The organism is Falsiroseomonas sp. E2-1-a20, from assembly GCF_051433195.1.
Lineage (GTDB): Bacteria > Pseudomonadota > Alphaproteobacteria > Acetobacterales > Acetobacteraceae > Falsiroseomonas.
The window spans coordinates 149,288-164,669 of the sequence record NZ_JBHMFT010000003.1; the positions used below are offsets into that span (position 1 = coordinate 149,288).

Sequence of the window (15,382 nt, forward strand, 5' to 3'; positions counted from 1 at the left end):
CTCAGGCACCGTCCGGGCAGCGCGGCAGGCGGGACAGGCCGCCGAGCAGGGCCAGGACCGTCGTCGCCTGGCCGCGACCGAGGTTGTACTCGGCCTTGAGCCAGGCCGTGACCTGGGTCGCCTTCACGCCCGGCTTGAGCGCCCCGCCTTCGAGAAATCCCTTGCTGGCCGCAAGCCGGCGGAAATCCTCCGGGCGCTTGCCCGTGCGGGCGTGGATGCTGTCGAGATGAGCCTGGAAGGACATCGGCACCGCTCCTGTCTTTCAGGATATACGGCGATGGCGCCGGATTGGATGCACGGTTGTGCGGCTATCTTCGTTGTGACCACGCCAGTTCGATCACGGCAACGGCGTGGCCGACACCGTCCTCGGCCGCCATCGCCGCGCCGAGGCACTCAGCGTTCCGGCGCATCCCGGGGTCGCTGACCGCGAGGCGGATAGCCTGGGCGAGCCGGCCCTCCGTCAGGGCGCGACGCGGGATCGGTGGCGGGCCGACGCCGAGGGCGTGGATCCGGCGGCCCCAGAAGGGCTGGTCGCCGAAGAAGGGGCAGATCACCGTGGGGCGTCCCGCCCGCAATCCTGCCGCGGTGGTGCCGGCGCCGCCATGGTGGACCACGGCCGCCATGCGCGGGAACAGCCAGCCATGCGGTGCGGCGTGCAGGACGTGGATACTGGCGGGAGTCTGCCCCGGGTCCAGGCCACCCCAGCCAGTCGCCAGCACCGCCCGCTGCCCGGCCTGCGCCACGGCGGCCATGGCCAGGTCCGCCAGATGCGGCGCATCTTCCGCGGGCAGGCTGCCGAAGCCGATGTAGACGGGCGGCGGGCCGGCGGCGAGGAAGGACAGCAAGGCCGCCGGCGGCACCCATCCCGGCTCCTCCAGCACCCAGCTTCCGGTCACGATCACCTCCGCCGGCCAGTCCTCGGGCACCGGCACCAGGCTGGGGCTGTAGGCGTAGAGCACCGGTGCAGCCCGGCCGCGCAGGTCAAGCGAGGCGCCTGGCGGCAGGCCCAGCACCTCCGCCCGCCAGCGCCGCAGCGCACGGCCGGCCACCAGGTCTCCGCCGCGGCGCATCAGGGCGTGGCTCGCGCGGTTCAGCGGGCCGAGGTCGGCGAAGGGCAGCAATGGGCTCGGGAAGGCGGCGGTCGGCGTCAGCCCCGGCAGCGGCAGGGCGACGAGACCGGGAATGCCGAGCGCCTCCGCAATCGACATGCCGCCGAGCGCCTTCGGGTGCGCGACGATGATCCCGGCGCCCTGGGCCGCCTGCCACTGCGCATCCAGCAGCCGGCGGAACATCGGCCGGGCCGCGCGCAGCAGCCGCCCTTTCGCCGCCAGCGCATGCCGGCCGCCGAGGGCGGCGCGGCCGCTGGGCGTCTCGATCAGGTCCAGCATCTCGCCGGGCAGCGGCGCGAAGTGCAGGCCGTGGTCGCGGACGACGTCGGCGAAGCGTGGCGCGGTGGCGAGGCAGGGCTCGAAGCCCGCCTGGCGCAGCCCACGGCCAAGCGCCACGAAGGGCTGCACGTCGCCGCGCGTGCCCAAGGTGTGGATGGCGACCCGTCGGGCGCCCGCCATCAGGGATCGGCGCGTGGCGCGGCTTCCGCGGCCAGGCGCGCGAGCGGCACCCAGGCCTGCCAGTGCAGCCCCTCCGTCCGCCAATCCAGTTCGAGCCGGCCCCCCAACTGCCGGCGGATGGTCGCCTCCACCAGGGTGGAGCCGAAGCCGCGGCGGATCGGGGCCACGGTGCCGGGGCCGCCCGTCTCGTGCCAGCTCAGATGCAGCGTCCAGACATCCTCGATTTCGCGCAGCGACCAGGTGACGGCGAGGTGGCCCTCCGTCGCCGACAAGGCGCCGTACTTCGCGGCATTGGTGGCAAGTTCGTGGAACGCCATGGACAGCGCCTGCACCGCGGCCGGCAGGACCGGCACGGGCGGCCCTTCCAGCGTCGCATGCGGGCCCTCCGGCCCCTGGCCGCCGAGGAAGCCGGGGCTGCCGAGGAAGGGCTTGATCTCCCCCATCACCACCGCCCGCAGGTCGGCACCCACCCAACGCCCCTGCGCCAGCAGGGTGTGGGCGCGGGCGAGGGAGGCGACGCGGCCCTCGACGGTGCTGGCGAAGGCGGCGGCATCCTCACGCGGTGTCAGGCGCAGCGCCGCCTGGACGATGGCCAGCGCGTTCTTGGCGCGGTGGTCCAGCTCGCGCGACAGCAGCGCCTGGCGGTCCTCCGCCTCCCGCCGCGCGGTGATGTCCTGCGTGGTGCCGATCATGCGGATGGCCTCGCCGGTCGCCGGGTCGCGTTCGGCGGCGTGGCCCTGGCTTTCGACCCAGCGCCAGGCGCCGTCCGGGCGCAGGAAGCGGTAGGCGACGCGGTAGCGCTCGGCCCGCCCGAGCCGCACCGAATCGACGGCCGTCGTCAGCGCGGCGCGGTCCTCCGGGTGCACGCGGTCGCGCCAGGCCGGGTATTCGCCGAACTGCGCCTCCGACCCATAGCCGAAGATCTCCAGCGTGCGGGCGGTGCGCATGGCGCGGCCCTGGCGCAGGTCGATTTCCCAGGCACCGAGCTCGGCGGCCTCCAGCGCCTGGCGCAACCGTTCCTCGCCGTCCCGCATCGCCGCTTCGGCGCGCTTCAGGGCGGTGACGTCCACATGCGCGCCGATCATGCGCAGCGCGCGGCCGGAGGCGTCGCGCTCGATCTGCGCACGGGCGGAGATCCAGCGGATCTCGCCATCCGGATCGATGATCCGGTAGTCCTGCGCATATTCCGTGTGCGGCGCGCCATCGGCCACCGCTTCGCGGAAGGTCCGGTCTGCGCGCTCGCGATCCGCGGGATGCAGGCGCTGCAGCCAGGCCTCGTGGCTGGCCTCGCTCGGGCTCGGCGCGCGCCCGTACAGGTCGATGTATTCCGGCGAGCGGTCGATCGAGCCGGAGCGCAGGTCGATCATGAAGCCGCCGACGCGGCCGATGCGCTGGACCCGGCGATACTTCGCCTCTGCCTCCCGCAGCGCGGCCTCGGAGGCGGCGAGCGCGAGCCGCAGGCGCTCGAACTCCCGGATCCTGGCAGGGGGCACGGGATGCCGCGGGGCGTCGTGCCAGGTGTCGCGGCCGGCAACCGCCTCGGCATGGGCGACCAGCGCCGCGACCGGGCGCAGCAGGCGGCGGCTGAGCGCGGCGGCGAGCGACAGGCCGATGGTGAGCGCCAGCAGGCCGCCGCCGGCCAGCGCCAGCAGCGGGCCACGCTGTGCCTCGAGGAAGGAGGCCTCGGGTTCGTTCACCCAGACCTTCCAGCCAGGGGCGGAGGGAATGACATGGTAGGCGGTGCGGATCGCCGCGCCATCCGCCAGGCTCTGGCCCCGCAGCACGCCGGTGCGTCCAAGCTGGCCGTCGTCCGGGCGCGGCGGACGCTGCTGGCCCACCAGCCGGGCCGGGCCGGAGGAATGCGCCACCAGCACGCCGATGGCATCGGTGACGGCAATGGCGCCGCGACCGCCGGCGGCCTGGCCGGCGAGCAGCGCGTGCAGGCGTTCCGGCAGCAGCGGCATGCCGGCGACGCGCCAGGGCGCGCCGTCGCGCCGCACCGGCACCAGGACCATGGCAACCTGCCGGCCGCTGACACGGCCGAGCGTGAGGTTGCTGACCATCGGCACCCCGGCTTCCAGCACGCGCTGCACCATTCCACCGCCGCGCGGCGGCATCGGCGCCGCATCCGGGATCGATGTGTTCAGGATCATGGTCCCGTCCGCGGCATAGAGGACGACCCAGGCGCCGAAGGCGGCGCCGGTGCTGCGGGCCAGGGCGGCAAAGGCCTGCGGCGTGTCCTCCCGCACCGTGTCGGGGGCCGCGGCGAGCACGGTGAGGGCGGCAATCCGGCTGGCCACGTGACTGTCTACCGCGGCGGCCAGGGCGCCGGCCGTGTCCAGCAGCCGGGTCTCGGCGGCCTGCCCGTGCCGGCGCAGGGCTTCCCAGGACGCCGCGGCACCGAAGGCGAGGGCGGGCAGCAGCGTGGCCAGGACCAGGCCGAACAATTGCCGGCGCAGACCGGGAGCCGCATGCCTCGGAGCCGTTGTCGGCTGCGTCGGTCCGGCATCCAGTGTCACAGACCATTCGCCGGGAGACGTCGCGGGAACGGGCGCCGCAGGCCCCTGGCTACGCTCGACGTTCATGAGATCCTTTGCGCCATGTCGCCCGGGAGGTTCCACCCGCCAGTCACCTGTCACACTGTCAGACGGCGTGCCGCCACGTCCACCACCGGCCGCCTGCCGAGGCAGCCTGGAACATAAATGTGCGCCGGGTTGCCACAACCTTTGCGTGTGTTGTGCCGTGGCGGGAGGGCCGGGCCGCCAGCCGGGGTTCATCGGCGGCCTGATGTGCCCATATATCGCGCATGATCGAACTCTCCGTCCTCGACCTCTCCCCGATCCCCGAAGGCAGCGACGCCGGGCAGGCGCTGCGCAACTCCGCCGAACTGGCCCGCCATGCGGAGGCGCTGGGCTACCGGCGCTTCTGGATGGCCGAACACCACAACATGCCCGGCATCGCCAGCGCCGCGACCGCGGTGGCGCTGGCGCATGTCGCGGCCGGCACCAGCCGGATCAGGATCGGGGCCGGCGGCATCATGCTGCCGAACCACGCGCCGCTGGTGGTGGCGGAGCAGTTCGGCACGCTGGCGGCGCTGCATCCCGGGCGGATCGACCTCGGGCTGGGCCGCGCGCCGGGCACGGACCAGCACGCGGCGCAGGCGTTGCGGCGCAACCTGCATGCCGACCCGGACGAGTTCCCGCGCGATGTCATGGAACTGCTGGCCTATTTCGAGCCGGTGCAGCCCGGCCAGGCGGTGCAGGCGGTGCCGGGCGCGGGCTTGCAGGTGGAGGCCTGGATCCTGGGCTCCAGCACCTTCGGCGCGCATCTGGCCGCGATGCTCGGGCTGCCCTACGCCTTCGCCTCCCACTTCGCGCCGGCGCATATGCGGGAGGCCGCGGCGGTGTACCGGCAGCGCTTCCGCCCCTCCGCCCGGCTGGCCGCGCCGCATGTGATGCTGGGGGTGAACGTGTTCGCGGCGCCGACCGATGCGGAGGCGCGGCTTCTGTTCACCTCGCTGCAGCAGGCCTTCGTGAATTTGCGCACCGGGCGCGCCGGCAAGCTGCCGGCCCCGAGCGAGGGCTTCGCGGAGCGGCTGGACCCACGCGCGCAGGCGATGCTGGACAATGCGCTGTCCTGCTCCATCGTCGGTGGGCCGGAGACGGTGCGGCAGGGCCTGCGCGACTTCGTCGAGCGCACCGGCGCGGATGAGCTGATGGTGACGGCGCAGATCCACGACCCGGCGGCGCGGCTGCGGTCCTTCGGCATCCTGGCCGAGGCGCATGCGGAGATGAAGCAGGCCGCCTGAGACTCACTCGGCCGGGAGGAGGATGAGGCTGCTGCGGTCGTGGCCGGCCAGGAGCGCCAGCGTGCTGCCGGCCGTGACCGGGACCGGCTGGGGAAAGGCGTGCAGGATGGGCATCCAGCCTCCATCGGCCGCGGTCTCGGGGTGGTTGTGGAAGCCGACGCCCTCCGCCAGGTCGAGCTGCATCCATTGCAGCACGCCGAGCGCCAGCCCATCCGCCAGCACCGGGACGGAGAGCGGCGCCAGGACGGGATCATGCGTCGGCGCCGTCAGGTCGAGGCGGAGCAGTTCCAGGTCGGGCGAAAGGCGGCGGCACTGGCCCATGCGGCCATGCACCGGCAGGCGCGGCGGCGCGAGCGCGGCGAAGGGCGAGACGTCGAAGCCCGCGGCACGGCTGACGCCGGCGTAGTTCGCCAGCACCGGGCTTTCGATCAGGCAGCCCATGGCGGCGGCGGCGCGCGGGATAATGTGCGCGCCGGGACGCAGCAGCCGGCGCTGCGCATCCTCGAAGGTGTCGAGGACGCCTTCCGCCAGCAGGTCGCTCGACAGGATTTCGGAGACCAGGATGTCGGCACGGGCCGGCAGGTCGTCGCCGAGGACCAGGGCGGTGGAGGGCTTTGGTACCACCGTGATCGCGCCCTCGTGGCCGTTGAGCGCGATGATCTGGCGCGCCGTCTCGGCGATCAGCGGAACCGCCTCGCAGGTGACGATGCCGGTCGCGCCGGCGCGGGCCGCCATCAGGGACAACAGGCCGCTGCCGGTGCCGATATCGAGCACGCGCGCGTCGGGACCCTCGGCCGCCAGGGCCTGGAGGATGGCGGCCTCGAAGGCATCGTTGCGGGCGGCGTCGTTCAGCATGGGGATGTGCCAGAACGGCACGAGGGAGCTGGTCAGGCGGCGCAGCTGGTGGCGCAGGTGCGGATTGCCGGGATCGGCGGCAATGGACCGGCGGAAGCTGGCGATGGCGGCGTCGGGCTGGGCGGCTTCCGCCTGGGCGATGGCCAGCGCGGCCAGGATCTGCGGGTCGCCGGGTGCGCGCGCGCTGGCCGCGGCGAAGGCCTCCAGCGCCTGCCGCGGGCGCGACAGGCGGCGCAGCAGCAGGGCGCTTTCCAGCAGCGCATCGGGATGCGCCGGGTCGAGCCGCAGCAGCGCCTGCCATTGCAGCAGCGCGGCATGCAGGGCGCCACGCCGCGTCAGGCTGCGGGCCAGTGCCTCATGCGCGGAAGCCTGCTGCAATGGGGGCACACGGCATCCTTCCGGTTCGTTCCGGACTCATAGCGCCGCGGATGCCGGTCCGGCAGTGGCGGGTTCGGGGAAAATATGGTGGGTTGCGGCGAACCCAGAGGCAGGACCCAAGCGCATGTTCTACAAGCCCGGCGACGGCAGGAAGGCCCATGGACTGCCCTTCGACCCGCTGAAGGCCATCGTCGCGCCCCGGCCGATCGGCTGGATGTCGACGCTCGACGCGGCCGGGCGGCCGAACCTGGCGCCCTACAGCTTCTTCAACCTGGTGCAGGGCTACCCGCCCATCATGGTGTTCGGCAGCGAGGGCCTGAAGCACAGCGCGGCGAATGCCGTGGCGACCGGGGAATTCGTCTTCAACCTGGCGACGCGGCCGCTGTTCGACGCGATGAACACCTCCTCCGGCGCGCTGCCGGAAGGCGAGAACGAGTTCGATGCGGCCGGGCTGACCATGGCGCCCTGCCACATGGTGCGCGCGCCGCGCGTCGCCGAAAGCCCGGCGAGCATGGAATGCAAGGTGCTGCAGTGGATGGAACTGCACGACCTGGACGGCAAGCCGACCGACGGCTTCATGATCATCGGCCAGGTCGTCGGCATCCACATCGACGAGCGGTACATCATCGAAGGCCGCTTCGATGCCGTCGCGGCGCAATCCATCGCCCGCTGCGGCTACCGCGACTACGCCCAGGTGACGGAGATGTTCGAGGCGCTGCGGCCGACCGATGGCGGCGTCTTCACCACGACGACGAGCGACCGGACGTGAACGGCGCGCCAAGGGTCGCCATCGTCACCGCGGCCGGGCGTGGCATCGGGGCGGCGGTGGCGCAGCGCCTGGCCGGGGATGGCTGGCAGGTCGCGGTCATGTCGCCCTCCGGCGCCGCCGAAAAGCTGGCGGCGACGCTGCCGGATGCGCTGGGCGTCACCGGATCCGTCACCGAGCCGGCCGACCTGGAGCGGCTGGTGGGCGCGACGCTGGAGCGTTTCGGCAGGATCGACGCGCTGGTGAACAATGCCGGCCACCCGCCGAAGGCGCCGCTGCTGGACCTGTCCGATGCGCAGTGGCATGCCGCCTTCGACATGGTGATGCTCTCGGCCATCCGCGCCCTGCGGCTGGTGCTGCCGGCGATGCGGGCGCAAGGCGCGGGCGCCGTGGTCAACCTCTCCTCCTACGCGGCGCTGGAGCCGGAGGCGGACTTTCCGGCGACGACCCTGCGCGCGGCGCTGGGGGCCTGGACCAAGCTGGCGGCGGATGAACTGGCCCCGGCCGGCATCCGGGTGAACGCGGTGCTGCCGGGCTTCGTCGACAGCCTGCCGGAGAAGGAAAGCCGCCGCGCCCGCATCCCGATGGGGCGCTATGCGCGGGCGGAGGAGATCGCGGCGGCGGTGGCGTACCTGCTGTCCGACCAGGCCTCCTACGTCACGGGGCAGAGCCTGCGCGTCGATGGCGGGCTGACGCGGCACGTCTGAAGGCTACGCCCGGCGGACAATGCAGCCGCTGAACCTGCCGGTGTTGTTGCGGTAGGTCAGCGCGCCGTCGCCGGTCACCTTGGTCACCACCACCTCGCCATCGGCCGGGTCGTTGGCGATGACGAAGGTGCTCTGCTGCGGCTTGAAGACGTCGTCCACCACGACGAAATGGCCGCCGCCCGCATTCCATGTGACATGGGCGATGCAGGGATGGCCGCGGCGGATGGCGCGGGTGAGGGCGGCCGGGACGCCGGCCTCCCCCACATCGACGAATTCCCAGCGCCCGAGGCCGAGCCGTTCCAGCACGGCGGGGTGCCGCATCCCGTGGGTGTAGGTGGTGCCGTCATAGACCGAGCCGGTCACCCGGCCGTAGATGCAGTAGATTTCCGGCTCCGACTTCACCGCCCACTCGATCGCGGCCCGGGCCAGCCCGGCGCCGATCTGGCTGCCGCCGGGCAGGCCCGAGGCGGAAACCCGGCTGCCGGTCGAGACGCCCTGCGCCATCAGGCCCTTCCTGATCTTGAAGTTGACCATCAGGACGCAGGCGATGCCGCAGGAATTCACCTGGTCCTGCTTCTTGACCATGTGCACGCTGGCGAAGCGCGTGAAGCCGACATGCCAGGACATCTGTTCCACCTCATGACGCGAAGCGTGCCGGGCGGCACGTCCGATCGGAGACGGAACGGTGTCACATCATGCATGATCCAGGATTGCGCGATGTTGCGCGGGCGGTGAGACGATCAGCCGCGCTTCGCCAGGCCCTCCACCGCCGCGGCGTGGCGTTCCAGGACCAGGCGGCGCTTGACCTTCATCGTGGGAGTCAGCAGGCCGTTCTCCACCGTGAAGGGCTCGACCACGGTGCTCCCGCGGATGCGCTCGATGTTGGATAGGCGGCCGTTCACGCGGGCGATGGCGGCCTGGACTTTGTCGGCCATGCCGTCCGCCGGCACCACCAGCGCCACGATCGCAGGCCGCCCCTCGCCGGCGACGACGGCCTGGGTGATCTCGGGCTCGGCCATCAGCAGGCTCTCGAGCTTGGCGGGGCTGACCATGTCGCCGCCCAGGGTCTTGATGAAGTCCCGCTTGCGGTCGGTGATGCGGATATAGCCATCGGTGATTTCGCCGACATCGCCGGTGTGCAGCCAGCCATCGATCAGGGCGCGGGCGGTGCTGTCCGGGTCGTTCCAGTAGCCGTCCATCACCAGGTCGCCGCGCACGCACAACTCACCGTCCTCGGCGATGCGGGCCTCGACGCCCGGCAGGGGCGGGCCGACGGTGCTGCGGTGGTTGGCCCAGGGCGGGTTGACGCTGATGACGGGGCCGGCTTCGGTCTGGCCGTAGCCCTGGATGACGGGCAGGCCCATGGCCAGGAAGAAGCCCGAGAGGTCCGGATCGAGACGGGCGCCGCCGGAGACCAGGGCCAGCAGCTTGCCGCCGAAGCGCTCGCGCACCTTGGCGCGAACCAGGCGGTCCAGCACGGCGTCCTGGATCTTCTCAAGCATCGACAAGGGCGGGCCGTCCAGCCGGCGCAGGCCGAGTGCCAGGGCCTGGCGGAACAGCTTTTCCTTGAAGCCCCCGTCCTTCTCCACCTGCGCCTCGATCCGCCCGCGCAGCACTTCGAACAGGCGGGGGACGGCGGTGATGACGGTGGGCTGGATCTCCTTCAATTCCGCGGCCAGGCGGTCCGCACCGCGGGAATAGACCACCTCCAGGCCCAGCGAGGGCAGCAGGAAGCCACCCACCGTGTGTTCGTAGCTGTGCGACAGCGGCAGGAAGGACAGGTAGGGCGTGCCGTCCAGGTGCAGGCGGTTGGCGATGCGGGCCACGCCTTCCCGGTTCGCCAGCATGGCGCGGTGCGGCAGCATTACGCCCTTGGGCAGGCCGCCGGTGCCGCTGGTATAGACCAGGCAGGCGAGGCGGCCGGGCGGGATCAACTCGGCCTCGGCCAGCAGCATCGCCGGGTCGGCGGGCGTCGCGATGGCCTCCGCCCAGTCAAGGCAGCCCGGCGCCCCGGGTTCCATGCAGATCGTCAGGTCGAGCGTGCGGCCGGCCTGGACGGCGGCTTCCGCCACCCGTTCGGCCAGCCGGTGGGTCGAGACGATGGCGACGGTGGCGCCGCTGTCGCGCAGGATATGGGCGTGGTCGCCCACGGTGTTGGTGACGTAGGTCGGCACGGTGACGGCGCCGATCGCCATGGTGGCGGTATCGGCGATGGGAAATTCGGGCCGGTTCTCCGAGACCAGCAGGATGCGGTCGCCGGGCGAGACGCCCCTCGCGCGCAGGAGGGCGGCCATGGCGGCGACGCGGTGGGCGTACTCGCCCCAGGTGATCGCGTGCCAGGCGCCGGTCGAGGCGCCGCCCTGCCAATGCCGCAGCATCGGCCTGGCGTGCCAGCCGCGCGCCAGGTCCAGCATCATGTGCGGCAGGCTGGTCCAGTCCGAAGCGCCGGTTTTGGTCACCCTCTTGATCCCCCCATCGGCCGTTTGGCACGCCACGGCTTGGCCTTGACCGTCGCACGTCTATATCCAGGGGCAACAGCCGCCGGACACAAGGGACACCGTGACGATTAGCCAGGATTCCTCCGCCGAGAGCCTGCCCACCTGGGACCTTTCGGATCTGTACGCGGCGCCGGACGACCCGCGCCTGAACGCCGACCTCGACCGGGCCGAGAACGAGGCCAAGGCGTTCAACGCCAGCCATGCCGGCCGGCTGATCGGCCTGTCCGGCGACGCGCTGGCCACCGCGATCTCGACCTATGAGCGGATCGAGGAGGTGCTCGGCCGGGCGATGTCCTATGCCCAGCTGGTCTTCTCCGGCGATGCGCAATCGGCGGAAAATGGCCGCTTCTACCAGACGGTGCAGGAACGGGTGACGGCGATCAGCAGCCACCTGCTGTTCCTGACGCTGGAGCTGAACCGGCTGGACGATGCGGCGCTGGAGCCGAAATGCCGGCAATCCGCGGCGCTCACCCGCTTCCGCCCCTGGCTGCGCGACCTGCGCGTGTTCCGGCCGCACCAGCTTTCGGACGAGCTGGAGAAGCTGCTGCATGAGAAGGAGGTCACCGGCCGTTCCGCATGGAACCGCCTGTTCGACGAAACCACCGCCAGCATGCGCGTCGATGTGGCGGGGGAGGAGCTGACCGTCTCGGCGGCGCTGAATAACCTTTCCTCGGCCGACCGGTCGGTGCGCGCCGCGGCGGCGAAGGGGGTCTCGGCGGCGTTCGGGGAGCGGGTGCGGCTGTTCTCGCTGATCACCAACACCCTGGCGAAGGACAAGGAGATCATCGACGGCTGGCGCCAGTACCCGCGCCCGACCAGTGCCCGCAACCGCGCCAACATGGTCGAGGACGAGGTGGTGGACGCGCTGGTCTCGGCGGTGTGGAAAAGCCTGCCGCGGCTGTCGCATCGCTACTACCTGATGAAGGCGAAGTGGCTCGGCCTGCCCAAGCTGATGCATTGGGACCGCAACGCGCCGCTGCCGGAAGACAGCGACAGCACCATCCCCTGGCCGGAGGCGGTGACCCGCGTGCGCGCCGCCTATGGCGCCTTCAGCCCGGAGTTGGAGCGCATCGCGGCGCCGTTCTTCGAGAAGCCGTGGATCGACGCGGCGCTGCGGCCGGGCAAGGCTTCGGGGGCCTTCGCGCACCCCACCGTGCCCTCCGCGCACCCCTACCTGCTGCTGAACTACCACGGCCGCGCGCGGGACGTGATGACGCTGGCACATGAACTCGGCCATGGCGTGCACCAGGTGCTGGCGGCGCAGCAGGGTTATCTCATGTCCTCCACGCCGCTGACGCTGGCGGAGACGGCCAGCGTATTCGGCGAGATGCTGACCTTCCGCGCCGTGCTGGATGCGGAAGCCGATCCCCGGAAGCGGCGCACGCTGCTGGCCGGCAAGGTCGAGGACATGCTGAACACCGTTGTCCGCCAGATCGCCTTCTACCGGTTCGAGACCCTGCTGCATGACGAGCGCCGCAAGGGCGAGCTCTCGCATGAGCGGATCGGCGAGATCTGGATGCAGATCCAGACCGAAAGCCTCGGCCCGGCCTTCGACTTCACGCCGGACTACAGCGTCTACTGGGCCTACATCCCGCATTTCGTGCACACGCCGTTCTACGTCTACGCCTATGCCTTCGGCGACTGCCTGGTGAACGCGCTGTACGGCGTGTTCCGCGACGGGCATCCGCGGTTCCAGGAAAAGTACCTGGAGATGCTGCGCGCCGGCGGCACCAAGCGTCACCGCGAACTGCTGGCACCCTTCGGCCTGGATGCGTCCGATCCCGCCTTCTGGAACAAGGGCCTCGACGTCATCTCCGGCTTCATCGACGAGTTGGAGCGGGTTTCCGCGGCCGACGCGCTGGAAAGGACGGCCTGAGCCCATGCCCGATGACCGGCCCCTGGATCGGAACCAGTCGACGCTGTTCGGCGAGATGCGGCGCATGGTGCGCACTTCGGGCGCCGTGGGAGGAATCGCCGCGCGGGTGGCGGGGCAGCGCTTCCTCGGCATCAAGACCGACAAGATGGCGCATGCGGAGGATCTGAAGCAGATCCTCGGCGGGCTGAAGGGCCCGCTGATGAAGGTGGCGCAGTTCCTGTCGACGGTGCCGGAGGCGCTGCCGGAGGAATACGCGCAGGAACTGGCCACGCTGCAATCCAACGCGCCACCGATGGGCTGGTCCTTCGTGCGCCGGCGGATGCAGGGTGAGCTGGGCCCGGCCTGGCAGTCCCGCTTCAAGACCTTCAGCCAGGAGGCGGTCGCGGCGGCGAGCCTGGGGCAGGTGCATCGCGGCACGCTGCCGGATGGCCGCGAGGTGGCCTGCAAGCTGCAATACCCGGACATGCCGAGCATCGTCGAGGCGGACCTGCGCCAGTTGAAGGTGGCGCTGAACCTGTACCGGCGGATGGACAGCACGCTCGACAATGCCGAGGCCTACCAGGAGCTTTCGGCACGGCTGCGGGAGGAGTTGGATTACGAGCGCGAGGCCAGCCACATGCGCCTGTACGGCGCCATGCTGGCGGGCACGCCGGGCGTCGCGGTGCCGGTTGCCGTGCCGGAGTTGACCACGAAGCGTCTGCTGACGATGAGCTGGCTGGAAGGCCGGCCGATTCTCCGCCGGCTGGAGGAAGACCCGCCCGAGGAAGAGCGCAACGCCTATGCCACCGCGCTGTTCCGCGCCTGGTACGTGCCGTTCTACCGCTACGGCGTGATCCACGGCGACCCGCATCTCGGCAACTACCAGGTGCGCGAGGATGCCGAGGTGGGGCATGGCGTGAACCTGCTCGATTTCGGCGTCATCCGCATCTTCCCGGCGAGCTTCGTCACCGGCGTGGTGATGCTGTACGAGGCGGTGCGCGACGACGACCGGGAGAAGGCGGCGGAGGCCTACCGCATCTGGGGTTTCCGCAACCTGTCGAAGGAAACCATGGAGGTCCTGAACCTCTGGGCGCGGTTCCTGTACGAGCCGCTGGTCGAGGACAAGGTCCGCTCCATCACGCCGAGCGAGGATCCGAGCTACGGCCGCAAGGTGGCGCAGACGGTGCATGAGGGGCTGAAGCGGACGGGTGGGGTGAAGATCCCGCGCGAATTCCCGCTGATGGACCGCGCCGCGATCGGCCTGGGCAGCGTGTTCTTCCGGTTGCGCGCGAAGGCGAACTGGCACCGGCTGTTCATGGAACTGGTGCACGACCATTCCGAAGCCGCGGTGGCGGAACGCCAGCGCGCGGCGGTACTGGCGGCGAAGGTGCCGGACAGCCTGGTGGGGTGAATGAGATGGTCCGGCGGTCGCGCCCTCCCTATCCCAGGCCGCGGGCACGCGCGACGGCGGCGCGAACCGGAACCGGGACGAAGCGGCGCCAGACCTGCTGTGCCAGCGTCCCCTGTCGAGGCAGGGGCAGGGGCAGGGCCGTCTCGCCGAGCATGGCGGTGGTCCATTCATGCAGGTCCGCGACGCAGCGGCGCAGCAGGGCGAGGCGTCTTGCCTCGAAGGCTTCGGTCGAGGCGAATTGCTCCCGCCCTCGGTGCATCTGCACCAGGAACTCCACCCCGGCCTGCGGTGCAACGCTTTCAATGTGCCAGTCGATCAGACCGGTACGGGCGACCTCCAGGATCATCAACTCGAAGCTGGCCGGCGTCATGACCCAGGCATGGCAGTCCTGATAGGCCGAATCCGGTTGCTCCCTGGTGTCCTGGAAGGCGCGCCAGGCATGGTCGAGGCTGTTGCTGACAAGGGCCGCGTGGCTCGGCTGCACCGCCCAGCCGGAGGCGCCGTTCAGCGTCGCGAAATAGGCCGTCGTGTCGAAGATGTCGCCAGGGCTGTGCCGGATCCGCTGTGCGTGATGCGCGGCCAGCAGCTTGCCCGTGCTGCTCGGGGGGCGGAAGAAGTCGAAGCAGCTGCGCTTGTCCGGTACTGCGAGGCTGATGCGGCCGCGCGTCGGATGCAGGAGATGCTCGGCCGAGCGCAGGATGCCGATGGGGTCCGGGAAGTGCTCGATGACATGGCTGGCAATCAGCAGGTCGAAGCTGCCGTGGTGTTCGGCGGGAATGGCGGCATGCAGCGGGCCGTCGTGCCAGACCACGTCCACCTCCTCGATGCGGGAGGTATCGACACTGCGATCGTCGCGGTACTTCGCAATCAGGCCGTCGCGCGAGGCGTGGTCGACAATGGTGGTGTTCCAGCCGCGGCTGCGGGGCGCCATGGGCGCATGGCTCGGGCCGATCTCCAGGATGCGCGAGGTCTTCGAGGCGCCGGCCAACAGCAATTCGACCCTGGACATGCCGCGGGAATTCCTCGAACCATCTTATTTCGTTATCGTATTAAAAAGCACGCGAGATGACAAGACTGTCGGGAGCCGGATTGATGCAGACGAGGCGACCGCTGGGCCGGGTTCGCCCGGAGTGGGTGGACCACTACGGCCACATGAACCTGGCCTACTACCTGGTGGTCTTCGACCTGGCGACGGATGAGGTCTGGCCGGAATGGGGCCTCGGGCCGGGGCTGCGGGCGCGGGGGCTGGGCACCTTCGCCGTCGAATCCTGGCAGGGCTACCGGCGCGAGGTGGTGCTGGATGCGCCGTTGGCGGCGGAGACCGCGCTGCTGGCCTTCGACGCCAAGCGCCTGCTGCTGCGGCACCGGTTGTACCACGCGGAGGAGGGGTTCCTCTCGGCGGAGAACGAGGTGCTGTTTCTCTGCGTCGATCTGGCGACGCGGCGGGTGGCGGCCTGGCCGGAGGATGTCCTGACAATCTTCGCGCGGATGCGGGTGGCGGAACCTGCGCAGCGGCTGGCGCTGCGGCGCGGGTGA

At 71.1% G+C, this 15,382-nt stretch carries 13 protein-coding genes; 6 read left to right on the plus strand and 7 right to left on the minus strand.

The window, feature by feature from the left end:
• Position 1 precedes the first annotated feature (1 nt).
• The 3 genes from ACFHPP_RS05285 to ACFHPP_RS05295 form a co-directional block, all read right to left on the minus strand.
• Positions 2 to 244: a DUF4287 domain-containing protein gene (locus ACFHPP_RS05285; protein WP_437162219.1), complete on the minus strand. Its 243-nt coding sequence runs from the start codon at positions 242 to 244 to the stop codon at positions 2 to 4.
• A 64-nt stretch (positions 245 to 308) separates the two neighbouring features.
• Entirely contained in the window at positions 309 to 1,568 is a 1,260-nt protein-coding gene (locus ACFHPP_RS05290; RefSeq protein WP_437162220.1) for a glycosyltransferase, read from the minus strand.
• Positions 1,568 to 4,015: a sensor histidine kinase gene (locus ACFHPP_RS05295; protein ID WP_437162221.1), complete on the minus strand. Its 2,448-nt coding sequence runs from the start codon at positions 4,013 to 4,015 to the stop codon at positions 1,568 to 1,570. Before ACFHPP_RS05295 ends, ACFHPP_RS05290 begins: the two co-directional genes overlap by 1 nt.
• A gap of 359 nt (positions 4,016 to 4,374) precedes the next feature.
• On the opposite strand from ACFHPP_RS05295, the gene ACFHPP_RS05300 reads away from it, so the two are divergent.
• Entirely contained in the window at positions 4,375 to 5,376 is a 1,002-nt protein-coding gene (locus ACFHPP_RS05300) for an LLM class flavin-dependent oxidoreductase (RefSeq protein ID WP_437162222.1), read from the plus strand.
• A 3-nt stretch (positions 5,377 to 5,379) separates the two neighbouring features.
• Here ACFHPP_RS05300 and ACFHPP_RS05305 read toward each other — a convergent pair whose 3' ends face one another.
• Entirely contained in the window at positions 5,380 to 6,618 is a 1,239-nt protein-coding gene (locus ACFHPP_RS05305) for a 50S ribosomal protein L11 methyltransferase (RefSeq protein ID WP_437162223.1), read from the minus strand.
• Between the two features lie 115 nt (positions 6,619 to 6,733).
• Here ACFHPP_RS05305 and ACFHPP_RS05310 point away from each other — a divergent pair, with 115 nt between their 5' ends.
• Together ACFHPP_RS05310 and ACFHPP_RS05315 are read left to right on the plus strand one after the other, a co-directional pair.
• A complete protein-coding gene (locus ACFHPP_RS05310; RefSeq protein ID WP_437162224.1) occupies positions 6,734 to 7,378 on the plus strand; it encodes a flavin reductase family protein in 645 nt (214 codons plus the stop codon).
• Complete coding sequence (locus tag ACFHPP_RS05315) at positions 7,375 to 8,082, plus strand: SDR family oxidoreductase (protein WP_437162225.1); 708 nt, start codon at positions 7,375 to 7,377, stop codon at positions 8,080 to 8,082. Before ACFHPP_RS05310 ends, ACFHPP_RS05315 begins: the two co-directional genes overlap by 4 nt.
• A 3-nt stretch (positions 8,083 to 8,085) precedes the next feature.
• Here ACFHPP_RS05315 and ACFHPP_RS05320 read toward each other — a convergent pair whose 3' ends face one another.
• A complete protein-coding gene (locus tag ACFHPP_RS05320; RefSeq protein ID WP_437162226.1) occupies positions 8,086 to 8,709 on the minus strand; it encodes a hypothetical protein in 624 nt (207 codons plus the stop codon).
• 113 nt (positions 8,710 to 8,822) lie between these two features.
• Positions 8,823 to 10,541, minus strand: a complete 1,719-nt coding sequence (locus ACFHPP_RS05325) for an AMP-dependent synthetase/ligase (RefSeq protein ID WP_437162227.1) — start codon at positions 10,539 to 10,541, stop codon at positions 8,823 to 8,825.
• 100 nt (positions 10,542 to 10,641) lie between these two features.
• Here ACFHPP_RS05325 and ACFHPP_RS05330 point away from each other — a divergent pair, with 100 nt between their 5' ends.
• Positions 10,642 to 12,456 carry a M3 family oligoendopeptidase gene (locus tag ACFHPP_RS05330; protein ID WP_437162228.1) on the plus strand — a complete coding sequence of 605 codons (1,815 nt, stop codon included), beginning with the start codon at positions 10,642 to 10,644 and terminating at the stop codon, positions 12,454 to 12,456.
• Between the two features lie 4 nt (positions 12,457 to 12,460).
• Positions 12,461 to 13,846 (plus strand): ABC1 kinase family protein, encoded by a 1,386-nt coding sequence (locus ACFHPP_RS05335; RefSeq protein ID WP_437162229.1) that lies wholly within the window; start codon positions 12,461 to 12,463, stop codon positions 13,844 to 13,846.
• Positions 13,847 to 13,874: 28 nt separating this feature from the next.
• Here ACFHPP_RS05335 and ACFHPP_RS05340 read toward each other — a convergent pair whose 3' ends face one another.
• Positions 13,875 to 14,855, minus strand: a complete 981-nt coding sequence (locus ACFHPP_RS05340) for a class I SAM-dependent methyltransferase (protein ID WP_437162230.1) — start codon at positions 14,853 to 14,855, stop codon at positions 13,875 to 13,877.
• A gap of 83 nt (positions 14,856 to 14,938) precedes the next feature.
• Here ACFHPP_RS05340 and ACFHPP_RS05345 point away from each other — a divergent pair, with 83 nt between their 5' ends.
• Positions 14,939 to 15,382 carry an acyl-CoA thioesterase gene (locus tag ACFHPP_RS05345; protein ID WP_437162231.1) on the plus strand — a complete coding sequence of 148 codons (444 nt, stop codon included), beginning with the start codon at positions 14,939 to 14,941 and terminating at the stop codon, positions 15,380 to 15,382.